Raw genomic sequence first — 19,441 nt, forward strand, 5'->3', positions numbered from 1 at the left:
CGTCCATGAACCACCGCCTCTCCCCCGAGCTGGAAGAACTCCGCCGCACGGTCGAGGAGTTCGCGCACGAGGTCGTCGCGCCCAAGATCGGCGACTTCTACGAGCGGCACGAGTTCCCGTACGAGATCGTGCGCGAGATGGGCCGCATGGGGCTGTTCGGGCTGCCGTTCCCCGAGGAGTACGGCGGCATGGGCGGCGACTACCTGGCGCTGGGCATCGCGCTGGAGGAGCTGGCCCGGGTGGACTCGTCCGTGGCCATCACCCTCGAAGCCGGGGTCTCCCTGGGCGCGATGCCGATCCATCTCTTCGGCACACCGGCCCAGAAGGCCGAGTGGCTGCCGCGTCTGTGCTCCGGCGAGGCGCTGGGCGCGTTCGGTCTCACCGAGCCCGACGGCGGCTCGGACGCGGGCGCGACCCGGACGACGGCCCGCCTCGACGAGTCGAGAGACGAATGGGTCATCAACGGCAGCAAGTGCTTCATCACCAACTCGGGCACGGACATCACGGCCCTGGTCACGGTGACGGCGGTGACCGGCCGCACCCCGGAGGGCAAGCCCCTCATCTCCTCGATCATCGTCCCGTCCGGCACCCCGGGCTTCACGGTGGCCGCCCCCTACTCGAAGGTCGGCTGGAACGCCTCCGACACCCGTGAGCTGTCCTTCTCGGACGTCCGGGTCCCGGCGGAGAACCTCCTCGGCGAAGCCGGCCGCGGCTACGCGCAGTTCCTGCGCATCCTCGACGAGGGCCGCATCGCCATCTCGGCGCTCGCCACGGGTCTCGCCCAGGGCTGTGTGGACGAGTCGGTGCGGTACGCCAAGGAGCGGCACGCGTTCGGGCGTCCGATCGGCGCCAACCAGGCCATCCAGTTCAAGATCGCCGACATGGAGATGAAGGCCCACACGGCCCGCCTGTCCTGGCGGGACGCGGCCTACCGCCTGGTCGCCGGCGAACCCTTCAAGAAGGAGGCGGCGCTGGCGAAGCTGTACTCCTCCACCGTCGCCGTCGACAACGCCCGCGACGCCACCCAGATCCACGGCGGGTACGGCTTCATGAACGAGTACCCCGTCGCCCGTATGTGGCGCGACTCCAAGATCCTGGAGATCGGCGAGGGCACCAGCGAGGTGCAACGCATGCTGATCGCCAGGGAGTTGGGCCTCGTCGGCTGACGGACAGCCCCGACAGACAGCTTGTGTTCGAATGATGGTCGGAGCGCGCCGGGACGGCGCTGCTCCGGCATCCCCCCACCCGGCCCGCCGCCAGCGAGCCGGGTTCCCTTTCGTCCGCTACGAGAGGCCGTCCAACCACGGACGAAGCCCTGCGCATCAGCGACACAACCCAGCACTTGAAAGATCAATGACACCCCGCGAGCCCGACCGACCTTTGATTCACAGGTAATTCAAAGATTGAGGTGGAGCTGGACGCGGGAACTCCACTTCCTGGAACCCCTCGCTGGACAAGCAGTGAGGTTAGGCTAACCTACCTTCGAACTCGCCCTCGGGCGGCCCGCCGCCCCGTTCGAAAGTAGCCATACACATGTCCAACGCCAGAGCCGCTCACCTCACCCGCCGTGGCGTCCTCGCCGCCGGTGGCGCCCTCGGTCTCGGCGCCGCGCTCGCCGCCTGCGGGGACGAGAAGTCGACGAGCGGCGGCACTGGCTCCGGCAAGGAGACGGCTGCCGCCACGTCCGGCCCCTGGTCGTTCAAGGACGACCGCGGCGTGACCGCCAAGACCGACAAGGTCCCGGCGAACATCGTCGCCTTCGTGGGTGTCGCCGCCGCGCTCCACGACTACGGCATCGGCGTCAAGGGCGTCTTCGGGCCCACCAGAACGGCCGACGGCAAGGCCGACGTCCAGGCCGGCGACCTCGACATCGGCAAGGTCACCGTCCTCGGCAACGTCTGGGACGAGTTCAACGTCGAGAAGTACGCCGCCCTGGCGCCCGACGTCCTCATCACCACGATCTTCGACGACGCCGGCACCCTCTGGTACGTGCCCGAGACCTCCAAGGACAAGATCGCGGGGCTCGCGCCGAGCGTCGGCATCTCCGTCTACGACCGCCAGATGACCGAGCCCCTGCAGCGCATGCTGGAGCTGGCCAAGTCGCTCGGCGCGGACACGGGGTCGCAGAAGATCACCGCCGCCAAGAAGCGGTTCGAGGACGCGGCGGCCCGGCTGCGCGCGGCCACCAAGGCCAACCCCGGCATCAAGGTGCTCGCGGGCTCCGCCAGCCAGGACATCTTCTACGTCTCCGGCTCCAACCTCTCCATCGACCTGGAGTACTTCAAGGCCCTCGGCGTGAACTTCGTCGAGCCGAGCGCCGCCGCGCTGAAGGCCAGCGGCGGCTGGTTCGAGAACCTCAGCTGGGAGAACGTCGACAAGTACGACGCGGACCTCATCATCATGGACAACCGCACCTCGGCCATCCAGCCGGACGCCATCGAGAAGGCGACCTGGAAGAAGCTTCCCGCGGTGAAGGCCGGTCAGGTCATCGGGCGAAACCCCGAGCCGATCCTGTCCTACGACAAGTGCGCGCCGCTGCTGGAGGAGCTGGCCGAGGCGATCGAGAAGGCGAAGAAGGTCGGTTAGGGCCGAGACCGTGGGTGAGCTGCGCGTGCGTCGGGGTCGCTCGTGAAAGCAACGGCCCCTGCGGGCCGCTGAAGAAGCACGGGGCGCAGCCCCTGCTTTTCAGGGGCGCGGGGAACTGCGCGACCAGCCCCCACCGGACCCGCACGCGCACCCGCACCCGCACCCGCACCCACCGACGAACCCGCACCCCCGAGTCTCCCGGGCCAGCCCTCCCGCGCACACGCTCCCGCCCCCTATCCAGGAGCCCCCATGACGACGGCCGTAGCCGCTCCCTTCCGTTTCTTCTCCCTCCAGGTCGTGCGGACGGAGCGGCTGGGGCCGTCTCTCGTGCGTGTCTCGTTCGCGGGGGACGACCTCAGGTTCTTCCTCTCCGACGGCAAGGATCAGTCGCTCTCCCTCTTCCTGCCGCACCCGGGGCAGGAAGCCCCGGCCGTGCCCTACGAGTTGGGCGACGGCTGGTGGCAGGCGTGGCGGGAACTGCCGGACGACGTGCGGGCGGTGATGCGCTCGTACACGCTGCGGGGGCTGCGCTCCGACGCCCACGGCGACACCGTCGAGATCGACATCGACTTCGTGCTGCACGGGGTCGAGCCGGGGGCCGCCGTGCCCGCCGGGCCCGCCTCGCGGTGGGCGTCCGAGGCCGCCACCGGCCACCGGGTCGTGCTGCTCGGGCCCGCGATCGCCGACAACCGCGCGATCCGTTTCCGTCCGCCGGCCGACACCGACCTGGTGCTGATCTGGGGCGACGACACCGCGCTGCCCGCCGCCTCGGCGATCCTGGAGTCGCTGCCGGCCGGTACGCCGGCCCGGGTCTGGCTGGAGGTCCACCACGCGGGGGACATCCAGGACCTGGCCACCGAGGCCGACGCCGAGATCACCTGGCTCGTGCGGAGCGAAGGGGCGCCGGCCGCCCTCGACACCGTCCGTGCCGCGCGGTTCCCTGCCGGCCAGTCGACGTACGCCTGGATCGCAGGCGAGTCCGGCCGGGTGAAGGAGTTGCGCCGTCATCTCGTGCGGGAGCGCGGGATCGACAAGCGGCGCGTCACCTTCGTCGGGTACTGGCGTGAGGGTCTGACGGAGGAGCAACTGCGGGAACGCGGCGCGTAGTCAGGCTCGCGCGGACGCCGAAGCCGGAGTGGGTGAAGTGATCACAGTCACGGCAGGGCCAGGGCTTCGCGCAAGTTAGTTAGGTTAGGCTTACCTAAGTTGGACGATGTGATGTCACCCCCTCACCTCTCCGTCCCATCCGGACCGCCCCGCTCGGAGGACCTCCCCATGCGCTCGCACCTGCTCAATGACACGACCGCGGAGCGGTACCGCCGCACCGTGACCGAAGGCGTGGAGCGGGTGGCGGCCAGAATCGCCACCACCGACCGACCGTTCACCGGTGTCACCGTCGACGCCCTCTCCCCCGCCATCGAGAGGATCGACCTCGACAAGCCGCTGCACGACACGGCCGCCGTCCTCGACGAGCTGGAGGACGTCTATCTGCGCGACGCGGTCTACTTCCACCACCCGCGCTACCTCGCCCACCTCAACTGCCCGGTCGTCATCCCGGCCGTGCTCGGCGAGGCCGTCCTCTCGGCCGTCAACTCCTCCCTGGACACCTGGGACCAGTCGGCGGGCGGCACCCTGATCGAGCGCAAGCTCATCGACTGGACGAACGAGCGCATCGGCTTCGGACCGTCCGCCGACGGCGTGTTCACCTCCGGCGGCTCGCAGTCCAACCTCCAGGCCCTGCTCCTCGCCCGTGAGGAGGCGAAGACCGACGACGCCGCGAAACTGCGGATCTTCGCCTCGGAGGTCAGCCACTTCAGCGTGAAGAAGTCGGCGAAACTGCTGGGCCTCGGCCAGGACGCCGTCGTCTGCGTCCCGGTCGACGGCAACAAGCGCATGCAGACGGTCGCCCTCGCCCGTGAGCTGGAGCGCTGCCGGAACGACGGCCTCGTCCCCATGGCCGTCGTCGCCACCTCGGGCACCACCGACTTCGGCTCCATCGACCCGCTGCCCGAGATAGCCGAGCTGTGCGCCCAGTACGACACCTGGATGCACGTCGACGCCGCCTACGGCTGCGGCCTGCTCGTGTCCCGCAAGCGCCGCGACCTGCTGAACGGCATCGAGCGCGCCGACTCCGTCACCGTGGACTACCACAAGTCCTTCTTCCAGCCGGTGAGTTCGTCCGCCGTGCTGGTCCGCGACGCGGCCACGCTGCGCCACGCGACCTACCACGCGGAGTACCTCAACCCCCGCCGCATGGTCACCGAGCGCATCCCGAACCAGGTCGACAAGTCATTGCAGACCACCCGCCGCTTCGACGCGCTCAAGCTGTGGATGACGCTGCGCACGATGGGCGCCGACGGCGTCGGACAGCTCTTCGACGAGGTCTGCGACCTGGCCCGGGAGGGCTGGCGGCTGCTCGCCGCCGACCCGCGCTACGACGTGGTCGTCGAGCCCCAGCTGTCCACGCTGGTCTACCGCTACATCCCCGAGGCCGTCACCGACCCGGCCGAGATCGACCGCGCCAACCTGTACGCCCGCAAGGCCCTGTTCGCCTCCGGCGACGCCGTGGTCGCGGGCACCAAGGTGGGCGGCCGCCACTACCTGAAGTTCACCCTGCTCAACCCCGAGACCACGGCCGGCGATATCGCCGCCGTGCTCGACCTGATCGCTGGCCATGCCGAGCAGTACCTGGGAGAATCCCTTGACCGCGTCGCTTCCTGAACCCGCCGAATCCACGTTGCGCGTCCACGACTTCATCGGCATCGGACTGGGACCCTTCAACCTCGGCCTCGCCTGCCTCACCGAGCCCATCGCCGAACTCGACGGCGTCTTCCTGGAGTCGAAGCCGACCTTCGAGTGGCACTCGGGGATGTTCCTCGACGGCGCCCACCTCCAGACCCCGTTCATGTCGGACCTGGTCACCCTCGCCGACCCGACCTCCCCGTACTCCTTCCTGAACTACCTCAAGGACTCGGGCCGGCTGTACTCGTTCTACATCCGCGAGAACTTCTACCCGCTGCGGGTCGAGTACGACGACTACTGCCGCTGGGCCGCGAACCGGCTGAGCAACGTCCGCTTCGGCACGACGGTGACGGAGGTGACGTACGAGGACGAGGACGAGGTCTACGCCGTACGGACGGCCGACGGCGATGTCCTGCGCGCCCGGCACCTCGTCCTCGGCACGGGCACTCCCCCGTACGTCCCGGAGGCGGTCCAGGGCCTGGACGGCGACTGGATCCACAACTCCCGCTACCTGCGGCACAAGCGGGAGCTGCAGCGCAAGGAGTCGATCACCCTCGTCGGCTCGGGGCAGTCGGCCGCCGAGATCTACCTCGACCTGCTCAGCGAGATCGACGTCCACGGCTACCGGCTGAACTGGGTGACGCGCTCCCCGCGCTTCTTCCCGCTGGAGTACACCAAACTCACGCTGGAGATGACCTCCCCGGAGTACATCGACTACTTCCACGAGCTGCCGGAGCCGACCCGCTACCGGCTGACCCAGGAGCAGAAGGGGCTGTTCAAGGGCATCGACGCAGACCTCGTCAACGAGATCTTCGACCTGCTCTACCGGAAGAGTCTCGGCGGCCCGCTCCCCACCCGGCTGCTCACCAACTCGGCCCTGCACAGCGTGCGTCACGAGAACGGCACCTACACCCTCGGTCTGCGTCAGGAGGAGCAGGAGAAGGACTTCGAGCTGCACTCACAGGGCCTGATCCTCGCCACCGGCTACAAGTACGCCGAGCCGGAGTTCCTCAAGCCCGTCCGCGACCGTCTGCGCTACGACTCCCGGGGCAACTTCGACGTCGCCCGCAACTACGCCATCGACACCACCGGCCGGGGCGTCTTCCTGCAGAACGCGGCCGTCCACGCCCACAGCATCACCTCACCCGACCTCGGCATGGGCCCGTACCGCAACGCGTACATCATCCGCGAGCTGCTGGGCACGGAGTACTACCCGGTGGAGAAGTCCATCGCCTTCCAGGAGTTCGCCGTATGAGCGGCCCGCACGGCACGTCCTTCACCTTCCGCCCCCTCGACCCGCCGCACGACGCCGAGCTGCTGCACCGCTGGGTGACGCACCCCAAGGCGGCGTACTGGATGATGCAGGACGCCCGGCTGGAGGACGTCGAGCGCACCTACCTGGAGGTCGTGGCCGACCCGCACCAGCAGGCCCTGCTGGGGCTGCTGGACGGCGAGCCCGTGTTCCTCATGGAGCGGTACGACCCCGCCCACCGCGAACTGGTCGGCCTGTACGAGCCCGAGCCGGGTGACGTCGGCATGCACTTCCTGGTGCCGCCGACCAACACCCCGGTGCACGGCTTCACCAGGGCCGTCATCACCGCCGTGATGGCGCACCTCTTCGCGGACCCGGCCACCCGCCGGGTCGTCGTCGAGCCGGACGTGTCCAACAAGGCCGTGCACGCCCTCAACGAAGTCGTCGGTTTCGTCCCCGACCGCGAGATCGACAAGCCGGAGAAGCGCGCACTGCTGAGCTTCTGCACGCGAGAGCAGTTCGTCGAGGCTGCCCGAGGAGTCACCGTATGACCCTGTCCGATGCCGTGGCGCATCTGTCCCCCCACCGCTGGGCGCGGGCCAACCGCCTGCTGATCCGCAAGGCCCTCGCGGAGTTCGCCCACGAGCGGCTCCTCACACCGGAGGCCACCGCCGACGGCCGCTTCGAGGTCCGCAGCGACGACGGTACGACCCGCTACGGATTCACCGCCGTCCGGCGCGCCCTCGACCACTGGCAGGTCGACGCCGACTCGATCACCCGTCACCGGGACGGCGTCGACCTCCCTCTGGCCGCGCTGGACTTCTTCGTCGAGCTGAAGCGGTCCCTCGGCCTGAGCGACGAGATCCTCCCGGTCTACCTGGAGGAGATCTCCTCCACCCTGGCCGGCACCTGCTACAAGCTGACCACACCGCAGACACCGGTCGCCGAGCTGGTCGACGCCGGCTTCCAGGCCGTCGAGACCGGGATGACCGAGGGCCACCCCTGCTTCGTCGCCAACAACGGCCGCCTCGGCTTCGGTGTCCACGAGTACCTCGCGTACGCCCCCGAGACGGCGAGCCCGGTCCGCCTGGTCTGGCTGGCCGCGCACCGCTCACGGGCGGCGTTCACGGCGGGCGTGGGCATCGAGTACGAGACGTTCCTGCGTGACGAGCTGGGCGCGGAGACGGTCGCCCGCTTCCACGCCGTCCTCACCGGCCTGGGGCTGGACCCCGCCGACTACCTCTTCATCCCGGTGCACCCCTGGCAGTGGTGGAACAAGCTCACCGTCACCTTCGCCGCGGAGGTCGCGCGGCGGAACCTGGTGTGTCTGGGCGAGGGCGACGACGAATACCTCGCCCAGCAGTCGATCCGGACCTTCTTCAACAGGTCCGCCCCCGAGAAGCACTACGTCAAGACCGCCCTCTCCGTCCTCAACATGGGCTTCATGCGCGGCCTCTCGGCGGCGTACATGGAGGCGACCCCGGCCATCAACGACTGGCTCGCCGGGCTCATCGACAACGACCCGGTCCTGAGGTCGACGGGCCTGTCGATCATCCGCGAGCGGGCCGCCGTCGGCTACCGGCACCTGGAGTACGAGGCCGCCACCGACACGTACTCCCCGTACCGCAAGATGCTGGCCGCGCTGTGGCGCGAGAGCCCGGTCGCCTCGCTCCGGGAGGGCGAGTCCCTGGCGACGATGGCCTCCCTGGTCCACGTCGACCACGCGGGCAAGGGTTTCGCGGCGGCCCTGATCGCCCGCTCGGGCCTGCCCCCGACGGAGTGGCTGCGCCGCTACCTGCGGGCCTACTTTACCCCGCTGCTGCACAGCTTCTACGCCTACGACCTCGTCTTCATGCCGCACGGCGAGAACGTGATCCTGGTCCTGAGGGACGGCGTGGTCGAGCGGGCGATCTACAAGGACATCGCCGAGGAGATCGCGGTCATGGACCCGGACGCGGTGCTCCCGCCGACGGTCGAACGCCTGCGCGTGGACGTCCCCGAGGACATGAAGCTCCTCTCGCTCTTCACGGACGTCTTCGACTGCTTCTTCCGCTTCCTCGCGGCGAACCTCGCGGAGGAAGGGGTCCTGGGCGAGGAGGAGTTCTGGCGCACGGTCGCCGAGTGCGTCCGTGACTACCAGCACGCGATGCCCGAACTCGCCGACAAGTTCGCCCAGTACGACATGTTCGCCCCCGAGTTCGCACTGTCCTGCCTCAACCGTCTACAGCTCCGCAACAACAAGCAGATGGTCGACCTGGCCGACCCCGCGGGCGCGCTCCAGCTCGTCGGCACCCTGAAGAACCCCATCGCGGGCCTGTAGCCCCGGGCACGGCCCCGACGAGCAGACGGGCACCTCGCAGTACGGTCCTGCGAGGTGCCCGTCGCGTTCCGCCGCTCCCCGTACGGGCGCGGCCTCGTCGTCAGTACCCGTGGGGAGGCCGGTTGGGGTCGAACTGCTGGACCCTCCTGGCGAGATTGGACCCGTCGATGGCGACGCCGTACCGGTTGCGGACGTACCGCATCGCGGCGGCGATGCACGCCACCGGGTCATAGATGTTCACCGAGGTACCGGGGGCGTGACGCTGGGCGAACGTCTGCGGGATGCACTGCACGATGCCCCGGGAGCACTGGAAATGCGTGAGCGCGCCGTTCAGCCGCACGATCCCGTCCCTCCGGTAACCGTCCCCGTAGTCCTTGACCTTGCTGAAGCCGGCAGGTGTCCTGGCGTTGGAGTCCCACAGATTGCACGCGTTGGGGTTGCCTGACGACTCACGCGAGACGGCCAACGTGAAGCCATTCACCCAGTAGCGGCTCGCCTGGACTCCGGCCGCCCTGCTCGCCTGGTCGATCCACTCCTCCAGCGTGCCCTCGCCCGTGAACCGGTGGAACGTCACCTGCTTCGGGTCGATCTGACCCAGGTCCTCGATGCCGCCCCCACCCGACGGCCCGCCCGCCGGGAACCCTGCACGGACCCGGAACAGCCCGGCGCGCTGCCCGAGTTCCGTCAGCGACTGCATGCCGGGGGTCCCGACGGCGTCGCTGCCGGAGAAGTGCAGCACCGTCCGGCGGAACTCGTCGTAGAGGGCCTGGGTCCCGGTTTCGAAGATCCCGCGTTCGTCGGCCACGTCCGTGTGCATGACCTTCTCCAGCCCGTCCTGCACCAGCGTCACATCGGCCTTCGGGCCGGCGTCCCCGCCCGGCTGCGCCCGCTCCTCCTCGGCACTGTGCGTCGAGGCCCAGACCACCTGGTTCAGGCTGACGAAGGGCTGCTCCGCGGCCGGGGAGGATCCCGCTCGGACGTTGAACAGGTCCGACCGCCTGCCCAGTTCGGCCAGCTCTCCCGCCTGGGGAACGCCGTGGCCGTTCACGCCGGAGTGCCCCAGTTTCTCCGCACGGAACCGCTCGAAGAGTTCCTGGGTATCCACCTCGAACACGGAGTGCGGGTCGTCCGGGGCGACGCCCATGACCTTCTCCAGTGCGTCCTGGACGAGAGCGACGTCGTCCGCCGTCGCGCCGTGGCCGTTGCCCGTCACCTGGTCCTCGGCCGTGGGGTGCGTGGCCGCCCAGGTGATCTGGTGCGCGGACACCCAGGGCAGCGCCTCCTCGGCCTCCGCCGCGAACAGACCGTCGGACTCACGGGAGACGGCGGTGGCCATGTAGGTGAATCCGGGTCTGTTCTTCAGCCCCGGATCGGCCGTGACGACGCCCTCCTCGAACTGCGGCAGCCCGTATCCATAGAGATGGGAGTCGCGGCGGGCACGCTTCTTCAGATACACCCCGTTGCCCTCGGCCGAACCGTTGGCGTTGGTGTTTCCCTCGATGGTGTACGTGTAGTCCGCGTCGTACTTGTGGACGAGTCCGACGTGCTGCCCTCCCGAAGGGCCGAAGAACACCATCGCCCCGATCGCGGGATAGTACGAGAACCTGCCGCGGCTCTTGTACCAGTTGACCGCCGCGACGCAAGAGGCGGTCACAGGAGCCAGGCTCTTCACGCCGGCCTGCTGGAAGGCCCAGGACTGGAAGGTCTGGCACCAGGCCTGGTTCTGGGACCACTCCAGTCCGGGAACTGCGGGGGAGAACTTCTGATGGTTGTTGTAGTGCCCGTTCGAGAAACCTTCGCGGTATCCCACTTCGGTGGTCTCGATCGCGATGAGGGTGTCCGTCTGACCCATCGTGTCCCATCTCCTCTCCCGCGGTGTGCGGGCCCAGGGAACGGGAGGAACACTCAGGCGCGCGAAGGATCGAACACGAGGAACGCAAGGAAACGCCACGGGGATTCGGCACCTGACACTGGGCTCGCGCGGCTTTCGTTCATGCTATCGCCGGGCCCACGACGCCGCATCTCACCCGCCCGGCGCCCGAGAAGCCCCCGACTTCTACCGCGCGGGCCACGGCACCTGTGACGTCCGGAAGTACCCGATCCCGAGCGCCTCCCACCTCGGCCCCTGCGAAGCGAGCCGCACCCGGTACCCCGCCCAGTCGAGCGCGGACACCGGCGACCACCCCAACTCCGCGACCCCCGGCAACCGTGGAAACACCATGTACTCCACGTCCGCCGAGGAATCGATCGTCTCCGTCCACAGCGGCGCCTCGACCCCCCGCACCGCGGCCCCCGGCACCCCCGCCAGATACGCCCCCGGATCCCAGTCGTACGCCCGCCGCACATCCACGTACCCGGCCCAGTCGAGCCCCAGCGGCGTGTCCTTGTCGTACTTCATGTCGAGGTAGATCCGGTCGGCCGGCGACAGAACGATCCCCGTCCCGTTCCGCGCGGCGGCGGCCACCCGCTCCTTCTCCTCCGCCTCCGTACCGTCCAGCCCCCAGTACTGCGCGAGAGCGCCCCGCACCGGAGTGGCACCGGTCAGCTGGTGCCACCCGATGACCGTCTTCCCGTACTTCTCGACCACCGGCTGCACCCGGTCCATGAACGTCGCGTAGTCCTCGTGGCTGGTGGAGTGCGCCTCGTCACCGCCGATGTGCAGGTACCGCCCCGGCGTGAGCGCGGCCAGCTCCCGTACGACGTCCTCCACGAAGTCGTACGTCACGTCCTTGTCGACGCACAGGGAGCTGAAGCCGACCTCGGTGCCGGTGTAGAGCGGCGGCGCGACCCCGTCGCAGTTCAGCTCGGCGTAGGACGCGAGGGCCGCGTTGGTGTGGCCGGGCAGGTCGATCTCGGGGACGACCTCCAGATGGCGGGAGGCCGCGTACCGGACGATCTCCCGGTAGTCGGCCTTCGTGTAGTACCCGCCGGGACCACCGCCGACCTGCGTGGAGCCGCCGTACGAGGCCAGCCGCGGCCAGGAGTCGACGGCGATGCGCCAGCCCTGGTCGTCGGAGAGGTGCAGGTGCAGCTTGTTGAACTTGTAGAGCGCCAGCTGGTCGATGTAGCGCTTGACCTGGTCCACGCCGAAGAAGTGGCGGGAGACGTCCAGCATGGCGCCGCGCCAGCCGTAGCGCGGGAGGTCCCTGACGGTGCCGCCCGCGACCAGCCAGGGGCCCGGTTGCACGGAGTCCTTCTCGACGGCGGCGGGCAGCAGCTGACGCAGGGTCTGCACGGCGTGGAAGAGACCGGCGGGCGCGCGGGCGGTGAGGGTCACCCCGGAGGGGCGGCTCTCCAGGCGGTAGCCCTCCTGGCCGAGACTCGTCTCCTCTGCGGCCAACCGCAGGCGGATTCCGGCCTCCTGGCGGTCGGTCACCGGCAGCCGGTATCCCGTCGAGGGCCGCAGGACGCCCGCGAGGTACTCCCCGATCCGGCGGGCCTCGGGCCCGCCGTCCACGACGATGCGCGCGGCGCCCGTCAGCCGGTACGGCGATCCGGCGGGCCGGACCGAGGCGGGGGCCGGGATGACCTGCCCGAGCGGGATCGTGACGGCGGCGGCTTGCGTGTTCTCGGACACGGGTGCGGCTCCCACGGCGAACATCCCGGTCGCCACCAGCAGCAGCGAGCCGAGCAGGCGGGTCGATCTGTGGCGCGGATTCACGGCGTGCTCCCTCCACCCATCGAACTGTGCGCTCCCCACCCTCGCCCCTGCACCCCCTCCAGGTCTAGACCACATTGCCCCGCAGCCGGTGGAACAATCCTGCGCATGGCGGAAATCATCCAGCGGGACGGCACGTGGACCTTCGACGGCGACACCCTGCGACTGACCCCGGGCCGCGACAAGGGCGTGAGCCTGCTCCGCAAGACCCTGGGTGAACTCACCGTTCCCCTGGGCGCGTTGGCGGGCGTCTCCTTCGAGCAGGGAAGGAAGTCGGGACGGCTGAGGCTGCGGCTGCGCGACGGCTCCGACCCGCTTCTGCAGGCCACCGGCGGCCGGCTCACCGACTCCGACGACCCGTACCAGCTGAGCGTCGACTCCGACCGGTACGGCGTCGCCGAGTATGTCGTGGACGAGGTGCGTAACGCGCTCCTCCTGGACGAGGTGCCGGGCGACGCGGTGGACACGTATCTGCTCGCCGGGCCGGCCGTCCCGCTCTCCGTCTCCGCCGGGGACGGCACCGTGAGCTTCGACGGCGACCACGTACGCCTGGAGTGGAACTGGAAGACCGAGGACGCGAAGGCCTCGTCCGGGCCGCGGACGCTGCCGCTGGCCGACATAGCCGGCGTCGAGTGGCACCCCTCGGTCGGCCTGGAGAACGGCAGCCTACGCTTCACCGTGCGGAACGCGCCGACCAAGGCCCCGCCCAAGTACGACCCCCACTCCGTGGAGCTGTGGGGCTTCAAGAAGGACCCCCTGATGGCCCTGGTCGCGGCGGCCGTCCAGGCACGGCTCCCGCACCCCGCGGCCCCGGCGCCGAAACGGCTCGCCCCGTCCCCGTCGCCCCAGGACCGGCCCGCCCCCGAGGTGGACCACGACGCCCTGCTGCGCCGGCTGCGCGAACTGGGCGACCTCCACCGGTCCGGGGTGCTCACGGACGAGGAGTTCACGAGAGCCAAACAGGCGGTCCTCAAGCGCATCTGACGCGCGGATGGACCGCCTGCCCGGCACTGCACGGATCAGGTCGACGGGGCCGGGAGGCGCGCAGGAGGGCGGCGGCCGGGCCGATCGCGCCGGGCCCGAACCTCTTGCGGATGCGGTCGCTGACCGCTTCCGCGACCAGCCGGTCCTCCCGCGCTTGGTCGAGGCTGATCTGCTCAGCGACCTGGTCGGCGTCGGCCAGGTCGTCGCCGCGCAGGGCGAGTCCGGTCAGGCGGCCACGCTGGAGACCGGCGGCGTCGATCAGCCGGTAGGCCAGGGTGCGCAGGTCGTCGTCGTGCGCGGAAGCTTCCGGCAGGCGGCGCGTTCGGGCCGAGGGCATCCGGTCGGTTGCGCGTTCTTCGGGGGGAGGGGCGCCCGGCGGCTTCGCCGCCGTGAGGCGATGCCGCCCGCCGGGCTGCACCGGCCGTCCGGCCGACGCGGCCGCCGCCTGTGGCGGCGGCCGGCACGATGCCGATGGCGCCCGGCATCGGCAGACGCGCGCTGCCCCGGCCGGACGGCCGTCGCCGCCCGCGGGGCGACGCCGCTGATCCGGCCGAAGGGCACCCCGCTGGGCTACGCGTTCGGGTCGAACGTGATGCCCGACGGCATCGCCGCCGTGAGGTTGGACGCGAAACTGCCGTCCTTGAGGCCGAAGTTGGCGCTGCCGAAGTCGTAGGCGACGAGGGTGTCGCGGATGGCGGTCGACGGGTAGCCGTTCCAGCCGACGAGCGGCGGGTACTGCCAGGTGCCCTTGTGGTTCTCCGGCGGCTCGTCGTTGGAGCCCGCGAGGCGGAAGCAGTGCGTCCGGATGCCGTCCTTGTGGTAGACGATCTTCGCGTGAGTGCCGTCCCAGCGCACCGACGACGCGGCGTGCACGGTGAAGCCGCCGTGGTTGGAGGTCGAGACGTACCGGGCCGTGCCGTTCTGCACCCAGACGACGACGTGCTCCCAGTCGTGGCGGTGGCCGCCGATGCTGCTGCCCGCGACCGCCTGGTCCTTCTCGAAGTAGAGGTCGTACATGATCGCGCACCAGCCGTTGTTGCACTTGTAGCGCGAGTAGCCGTTGGTGTTGTCCAGGTCGGACGCGTCCCGGCAGTCACCGCTGAGCGAACCCGTCGGGTTGAGGCCACCGTTGACCGTGCCCGTCGGGCCGATCGCGGGGGTCGGGTAACAGCCGTCCGTGTCGTAGTCGTACGCCGGCTGCCACGTCTTCTCCAGCGTGTCCGCGTTGGCCGGCAGTGCGGCGGGCGGTGCCGCGTACGCGCTGCCCGCGACACCGACGACCAGCGCGACGGTGGCGCCCAGGGTGACTGCGGATCTGCGGAAACGACGCGAAGTACGCGTGCGCGAACCTGTCTTCACTGCGACCTCCTGATGGACCGCGGCGCGGGGGGAGACGGCCGGGAGCCGGGTGGGGGCACGCCGACGGGGGATGGCATGCGCAGGTCAGGTTCGCCTTACTCGCGGGTAATGCACAAGGGTCGGGAGGTGTCGGAGTGATGAAGAATCAATCAATGTGGAAAGCCTGTGGGTTGGCTGTCGGGCCCCGCGACCCGGCGTCACAGCACAGGGAGATATCCGCCACGTAGTTGTCGTGTGCGAAGTCGCCGCGCACGCCCGCTCGGAGATCGTTCCGCGCCCGCCCGCGTGCATAGTGGTCTCCGCCCCAGTCAAGCGGGGGCATGACAGGTTTCGTCGTCCGTGCCCACGGCCCGGGGCTGACCGACGCCCACGCGTCGTCCACGACCGGGAGATCTTCCTCCAGGGCCCTTTTACATAGGCTCATCACACTGATCAAGCAGCTCTCACCAACCAACGGGAGAACCCATGAACGACGCCTTGAGCCGCCGCACCCTGCTCCGCGCGGGAGGAGGTCTCTCACTGGCCGCGGTAGGGCTCGGATACGGCACGGGGGCCGCGTCGGCCGCGGTACCGACCTCTCAGCGGTTCACGCTGACCACGACCTCCTCGAACGACCTCTACCGGGGCCGGGCGCTTCGGGACGGCACGGTGATGCAGAGCTTCGCCTTCGACCAGACCAACCAGCGGTTGTTCGTGGCCCAGTTGCGCCAGGGCTCGGGGGCCGACTCGGGCGACCTGTGCATCACCGAACTCTCCTGGTCGACCTGGAACGCGATCGGCCACATGTACCTGACGGGCTTCGGCCACGCGGTCTCCATAGGCGCGCAGGCCGTGGGCTCCTCGACGTATCTGTGGGTCGACGCGGTCGCGGACACCAGCGGCTTCGGACAGCGGCTGGGGCGCTTCAAGTACACCGCCGGCACTACGCTGAGCGCCTCGTCGTCGGCGGTCACGAAGCACACGCCCGTCTCCTCGGCGAACCGGCACACCTGTGCCATCGACCCCACGCACAATCGCCTGATCGTGCGCTACCGGCCGACGGGCTCGGCCACCCACCGCTTCGCCGCGTACGACCTGACCGACGCCACCAACGGCAACTTCGGCAGCCGCCTGGTGGACTTCCAGGAACCGTCCCGGATCGACGCCGCGAACTTCCAGGGGTACACGGCATACGGCCAGTACCTGTACTGCCTCACGGGCCACAGCAAGGACGTCACCGGCGAGGCCAACACAGACGCGGTGCTCTGGAGCGTCAACATGAACACCGGACAGATAGCGGAGGAGTTCCTCACCGGGGCCGGCTCCACCCTCGCCTTCCGTGAACCGGAGGGCATGGCCGTCTACACCACCGCCGGAGGAGAGCCCCGCCTCTTCTTCGGCTTCGCCTCCGGTGAGGAAGAGGGCGAACGCCTCTCCAACGTCTTCTACAAGAACGTCCTCGTCTGACGGTCGTCCGGTCCGGTCGACCTGGCCGGACCGGCAGCCCTGAAGTCGCGTCAGACCCACCGGGGAGAAGGGGCTCTCGAGGGATGTACGCGAAGGCGGAATGGCCGATTTCCCGTGCCTCGTGCGCCTGCCGTGACAGAAAAGCATTCTTGTGGTGAGTGGGAGATCGTGTGACGGTTAGGGAACTGACCTGTACATGCGGTCAATGCCTGACCAGTGAATTCACCGCATGCGCCGTATCGGAACGGGCCGGTCGACCATCGGCCCGGAATGGGGGAAAACATGAACGCATTGCGTGCATCAGCCGGATCGGTTCTCGCTGCAGGCCTGTTGTTCGGCGGCGTCGTCGCCGTACCGGGACAGGCAGGGGCTGCCGAAGGGACCAACGGACACTGCGTGTACAACGTGTCCACGGGTGCTACGGCATGTCACAGCACCTTCCGCGCGGCCGTCGTCGACGCCACCAACGGGAAGGTGACCAACGCGTCGCCCGTGGCCCGTACAGCCCTTTCCGACACGTCGTTCCTGAGGCGGCTGGAGGGGCCCATGCCCGCGAGGGAGTCCACCGCCGCAGCGGTCGACTACGTCCTGTCCATCGAGTACGACATCGCCAACCTCAGCCCCTCCGGCGGCTCCCTCACCATCACGGCGGGCGGGCCCTGCGTGGAGGACGGGCAGCGGGACTTCACCGTGAACGACGTCCGGGACGCCTGGCCCTCGTGGAACGACCGGATCTCGTCCTTCCAGGGCTTCAACACCTGCGACGTCAACCACTACGAGCACCAGGTCCGCAACGGCGGTGACACCACCGGCCCGAAGCGCTCCATGACGACCATGGGCGACATGTCCAACAAGACGACCGGGCTGACCTTCGGCTGACCCGAGCCGATCGCCCGCCGGGCCGGTGGCGTCCCTTGCCACCGGCCCGGCGCACGCGTGTACCGCCGGCGCGAACCCGCGCACCACCGGGACGGCCGGTCGGGCGTGACCCCGACCGGCCGCATCCCGCACGGGTCGGCATGGCGCTGTCGACGACGAGCGGGCGCACCCACGGCACTACTTGGCCCTGCGCGCCACCGTGAAGTGGTCGACCCGCGCCCCCGTCTCCGCGATCCCCCGCACGGTCAGCGTGGCCCAGTGCCCCTTCGGCGCGGGCTTCACGTCCACCCGCAGGAAGGAGTAGTCGAGGTACCGCACCCGCGACCAGGTGACGGTCTCGTTCTGCTTGCCCGCCTTGGTGTTGATGTAGGAGGGGACGGACTCGACCTCGTTCTCGTGGCCCTCGTACGACAGCGGGGCGGTGAAGGAGTAGAGGCTGCGGCCGGCCGCGCCCGCCGTCACGTAGACCACGCCCTCGGTCTCCGGGTACGCCGTGCCGCCGATCGGGAGCTTCTTGGTGACCGCGCCCGCCTTGATGACGTCGGTGCGCTCGTACTGGTGGTTGTGGCCGTTGATGACGAGGTCCACGGAGTACTTCTCGAACAGCGGCACCCACTCCTGGCGCACACCGCCCTCGGAGGCGTGCGCGGTGGAGGTGCAGTAGGCGCAGTGGTGGAAGAAGACCACGACGAAGTCGACGTCCTTGGAGGCGCGGAACCTCTTGAGCTGTGCCTCCAGCCACGTGGTCTGGGTGCCGCCGGAGATGCCGAGGTTGGCCGGGATCTCGAAGGAGATGTCGTTGGCGTCGAGCGAGACGACGGCCGTGTTGCCGTAGACGAAGGAGTAGACGCCCGGCAGGTTCTTCGGGTCGGGGCCGTTGTCGGGGAGGTTCCAGCGGGCCTCCTCGCCGCCGTAGCCGTTGGGCGAGTACCAGGCCTCCATGTCGTGGTTGCCGTAGGCGGGCATCCACGGGACGGACTTGGCGACGGACTCGGTCTGGGCGAGGAACTGGTCCCACACGCGGGAGTCGAAGCCGGTGTCGGCGGTCTTGCCCTGGCCGGCCGGGTCGGCGTAGGCGATGTCGCCGGCGTGCAGGTGGAAGGCCGGGCTCTGGCCGAGGAGGAGGCTGTTGTTGGCGAGGCCGTGGTAGCCGACGCCCTCGTCGCCGAAGGCCGTGAAGGTGAAGGGCTCCTTGTGGGCGGGGGCGGTGGTGAAGGTGCCGATCGTGCCGGCGAACCGCGGCGAGGCCGGGTCGAAGCCGTCGTGGCCGACGCCGTAGAAGTAGGTCCTGCCGGGCTTGAGGTGGGTCAGCTTGGCGTGCACGTAGTACTGGGTGTGGTCACCGCTCGCGCCGACGCCGGCCGGCGTGTGGAGGGTGCGGACCTCGGCGTCGATCTTGACCGAGAGGTGTGAGGCGTGGGTGCCGACCCGGACGAAGGGCTTCTTCACCGGGAGCGGGACCTGCCAGGAGACGGTGATCTCGGTGCGCGGGTCGTTGCCGTAGGCGAGGTGGCGGCCGAAGGGGGCGACGAAGGAGCCGTCGACGTGCTCGGCGCTCGCGGTGGCCCGGGCGGGCGCCGAGGTGCGGAGGGCGGCCGGGGTGGCGGCCTGGGCCGCGGCCGGGACGAACGCGCCGCCCGCGACGGCGCCGAGGGTGACCGCGCCGCCTCTGATCATCGAGCGCCGGGAGAACGTGGAGCGCAGGTACTCGTGCTGCTCGGCCATGCTCATGCGCTCGGCCAGCCGCTCGGGTACGCCCATACGAGGTGTGTCCATGGTGTCCGAAAGTCGTCGCCTCAGGCGACGAGATGCGGGACGCCGGATGGACGGCGCACGAACAGCCACTCATAACACATTCAACGTTCCCCCAAGAGGCGGTAACTGCGCCCTGCCCGATATCGGGCAGGATTCTTGCGAAACGCCCGCCGTTCCCCCAGGATCTACCGAGTGCACGACGACCTCGTTGATCATTTGACGCGATCCTCGCCCCTCAACCGGGGCGAGGCGCTGCGGGTGATCCAGGACGTGCTCGCCTACTTCGACGAGACGACCGAGGCCTACGTCCGTCGCCGCCACCGCGAACTCCAGGCCCAGGGCCTGGTCAACGCGACGATCTTCGAACGGATCGAGGCGGACCTGAAGTACCGGGCGGTCGCACCGCCGGAGCTCACGCTCCGGCAGCTGCGCCGCATCGTCTACGGCTGACCGGCCGCGA

The 19,441-nt window shown here is 69.5% G+C and carries 16 protein-coding genes; 11 read left to right on the plus strand and 5 right to left on the minus strand.

The window, feature by feature from the left end:
- The first annotated feature begins 5 nt into the window (after window positions 1-5).
- The 7 genes from H4687_RS17970 to H4687_RS18000 all read left to right on the plus strand — a co-directional run bounded on the left by H4687_RS17970 (window position 6) and on the right by H4687_RS18000 (window position 8,900).
- Window positions 6-1,166 carry an acyl-CoA dehydrogenase family protein gene (locus H4687_RS17970; protein ID WP_046913337.1) on the plus strand — a complete coding sequence of 387 codons (1,161 nt, stop codon included), beginning with the start codon at window positions 6-8 and terminating at the stop codon, window positions 1,164-1,166.
- Window positions 1,167-1,533: 367 nt separating this feature from the next.
- Window positions 1,534-2,586, plus strand: a complete 1,053-nt coding sequence (locus H4687_RS17975; RefSeq protein ID WP_046913329.1) for an ABC transporter substrate-binding protein — start codon at window positions 1,534-1,536, stop codon at window positions 2,584-2,586.
- 249 nt (window positions 2,587-2,835) lie between these two features.
- Window positions 2,836-3,693, plus strand: coding sequence for a siderophore-interacting protein (locus H4687_RS17980; protein WP_046913330.1), 858 nt, complete (start codon window positions 2,836-2,838; stop codon window positions 3,691-3,693).
- A gap of 168 nt (window positions 3,694-3,861) precedes the next feature.
- Window positions 3,862-5,307 carry a lysine decarboxylase DesA gene (desA, locus tag H4687_RS17985; RefSeq protein WP_046913331.1) on the plus strand — a complete coding sequence of 482 codons (1,446 nt, stop codon included), beginning with the start codon at window positions 3,862-3,864 and terminating at the stop codon, window positions 5,305-5,307.
- The gene (locus tag H4687_RS17990) at window positions 5,261-6,583 is read left to right on the plus strand and encodes a lysine N(6)-hydroxylase/L-ornithine N(5)-oxygenase family protein (protein WP_373560640.1); all 1,323 of its coding nucleotides are present in this window, start codon (window positions 5,261-5,263) and stop codon (window positions 6,581-6,583) included. Before desA ends, H4687_RS17990 begins: the two co-directional genes overlap by 47 nt.
- Window positions 6,580-7,131, plus strand: coding sequence for a GNAT family N-acetyltransferase (locus H4687_RS17995; RefSeq protein WP_046913333.1), 552 nt, complete (start codon window positions 6,580-6,582; stop codon window positions 7,129-7,131). Before H4687_RS17990 ends, H4687_RS17995 begins: the two co-directional genes overlap by 4 nt.
- The gene (locus H4687_RS18000; protein ID WP_046913334.1) at window positions 7,128-8,900 is read left to right on the plus strand and encodes an IucA/IucC family protein; all 1,773 of its coding nucleotides are present in this window, start codon (window positions 7,128-7,130) and stop codon (window positions 8,898-8,900) included. Before H4687_RS17995 ends, H4687_RS18000 begins: the two co-directional genes overlap by 4 nt.
- A 100-nt stretch (window positions 8,901-9,000) precedes the next feature.
- On the opposite strand, the gene H4687_RS48060 is transcribed toward H4687_RS18000, so the two are convergent.
- Complete coding sequence (locus H4687_RS48060) at window positions 9,001-10,752, minus strand: hypothetical protein (RefSeq protein ID WP_050398189.1); 1,752 nt, start codon at window positions 10,750-10,752, stop codon at window positions 9,001-9,003.
- A gap of 204 nt (window positions 10,753-10,956) precedes the next feature.
- Window positions 10,957-12,561: a beta-N-acetylhexosaminidase gene (locus H4687_RS18010; RefSeq protein ID WP_050398188.1), complete on the minus strand. Its 1,605-nt coding sequence runs from the start codon at window positions 12,559-12,561 to the stop codon at window positions 10,957-10,959.
- Between the two features lie 105 nt (window positions 12,562-12,666).
- On the opposite strand from H4687_RS18010, the gene H4687_RS18015 reads away from it, so the two are divergent.
- Window positions 12,667-13,542 carry a DUF4429 domain-containing protein gene (locus H4687_RS18015; protein ID WP_046920182.1) on the plus strand — a complete coding sequence of 292 codons (876 nt, stop codon included), beginning with the start codon at window positions 12,667-12,669 and terminating at the stop codon, window positions 13,540-13,542.
- Here H4687_RS18015 and H4687_RS18020 read toward each other — a convergent pair.
- Together H4687_RS18020 and H4687_RS18025 are read right to left on the minus strand one after the other, a co-directional pair.
- Window positions 13,529-13,879 (minus strand): hypothetical protein, encoded by a 351-nt coding sequence (locus H4687_RS18020; protein ID WP_046920181.1) that lies wholly within the window; start codon window positions 13,877-13,879, stop codon window positions 13,529-13,531. The two genes, H4687_RS18015 and H4687_RS18020, sit on opposite strands and share 14 nt — an antisense overlap.
- A gap of 233 nt (window positions 13,880-14,112) precedes the next feature.
- Window positions 14,113-14,901, minus strand: coding sequence for an NPP1 family protein (locus H4687_RS18025; RefSeq protein WP_192781687.1), 789 nt, complete (start codon window positions 14,899-14,901; stop codon window positions 14,113-14,115).
- A gap of 465 nt (window positions 14,902-15,366) precedes the next feature.
- Between H4687_RS18025 and H4687_RS18030 the strand changes: the two genes are divergently transcribed.
- On the plus strand, window positions 15,367-16,347 hold the full coding sequence (locus H4687_RS18030) for a phage baseplate protein (protein ID WP_046918792.1): 981 nt from the start codon (window positions 15,367-15,369) through the stop codon (window positions 16,345-16,347).
- 546 nt (window positions 16,348-16,893) lie between these two features.
- Entirely contained in the window at window positions 16,894-17,226 is a 333-nt protein-coding gene (locus H4687_RS18035; RefSeq protein WP_046918791.1) for a hypothetical protein, read from the plus strand.
- A 177-nt stretch (window positions 17,227-17,403) separates the two neighbouring features.
- Here H4687_RS18035 and H4687_RS18040 read toward each other — a convergent pair whose 3' ends face one another.
- Window positions 17,404-18,987 (minus strand): purple acid phosphatase family protein, encoded by a 1,584-nt coding sequence (locus tag H4687_RS18040; RefSeq protein WP_046918790.1) that lies wholly within the window; start codon window positions 18,985-18,987, stop codon window positions 17,404-17,406.
- Window positions 18,988-19,173: 186 nt separating this feature from the next.
- Between H4687_RS18040 and H4687_RS18045 the strand changes: the two genes are divergently transcribed.
- Complete coding sequence (locus H4687_RS18045; protein ID WP_005486507.1) at window positions 19,174-19,431, plus strand: hypothetical protein; 258 nt, start codon at window positions 19,174-19,176, stop codon at window positions 19,429-19,431.
- The last annotated feature ends 10 nt before the right edge of the window (window positions 19,432-19,441 follow it).

Source organism: Streptomyces stelliscabiei (genome assembly GCF_014873495.1).
GTDB classification, from domain to species: domain Bacteria; phylum Actinomycetota; class Actinomycetes; order Streptomycetales; family Streptomycetaceae; genus Streptomyces; species Streptomyces bottropensis.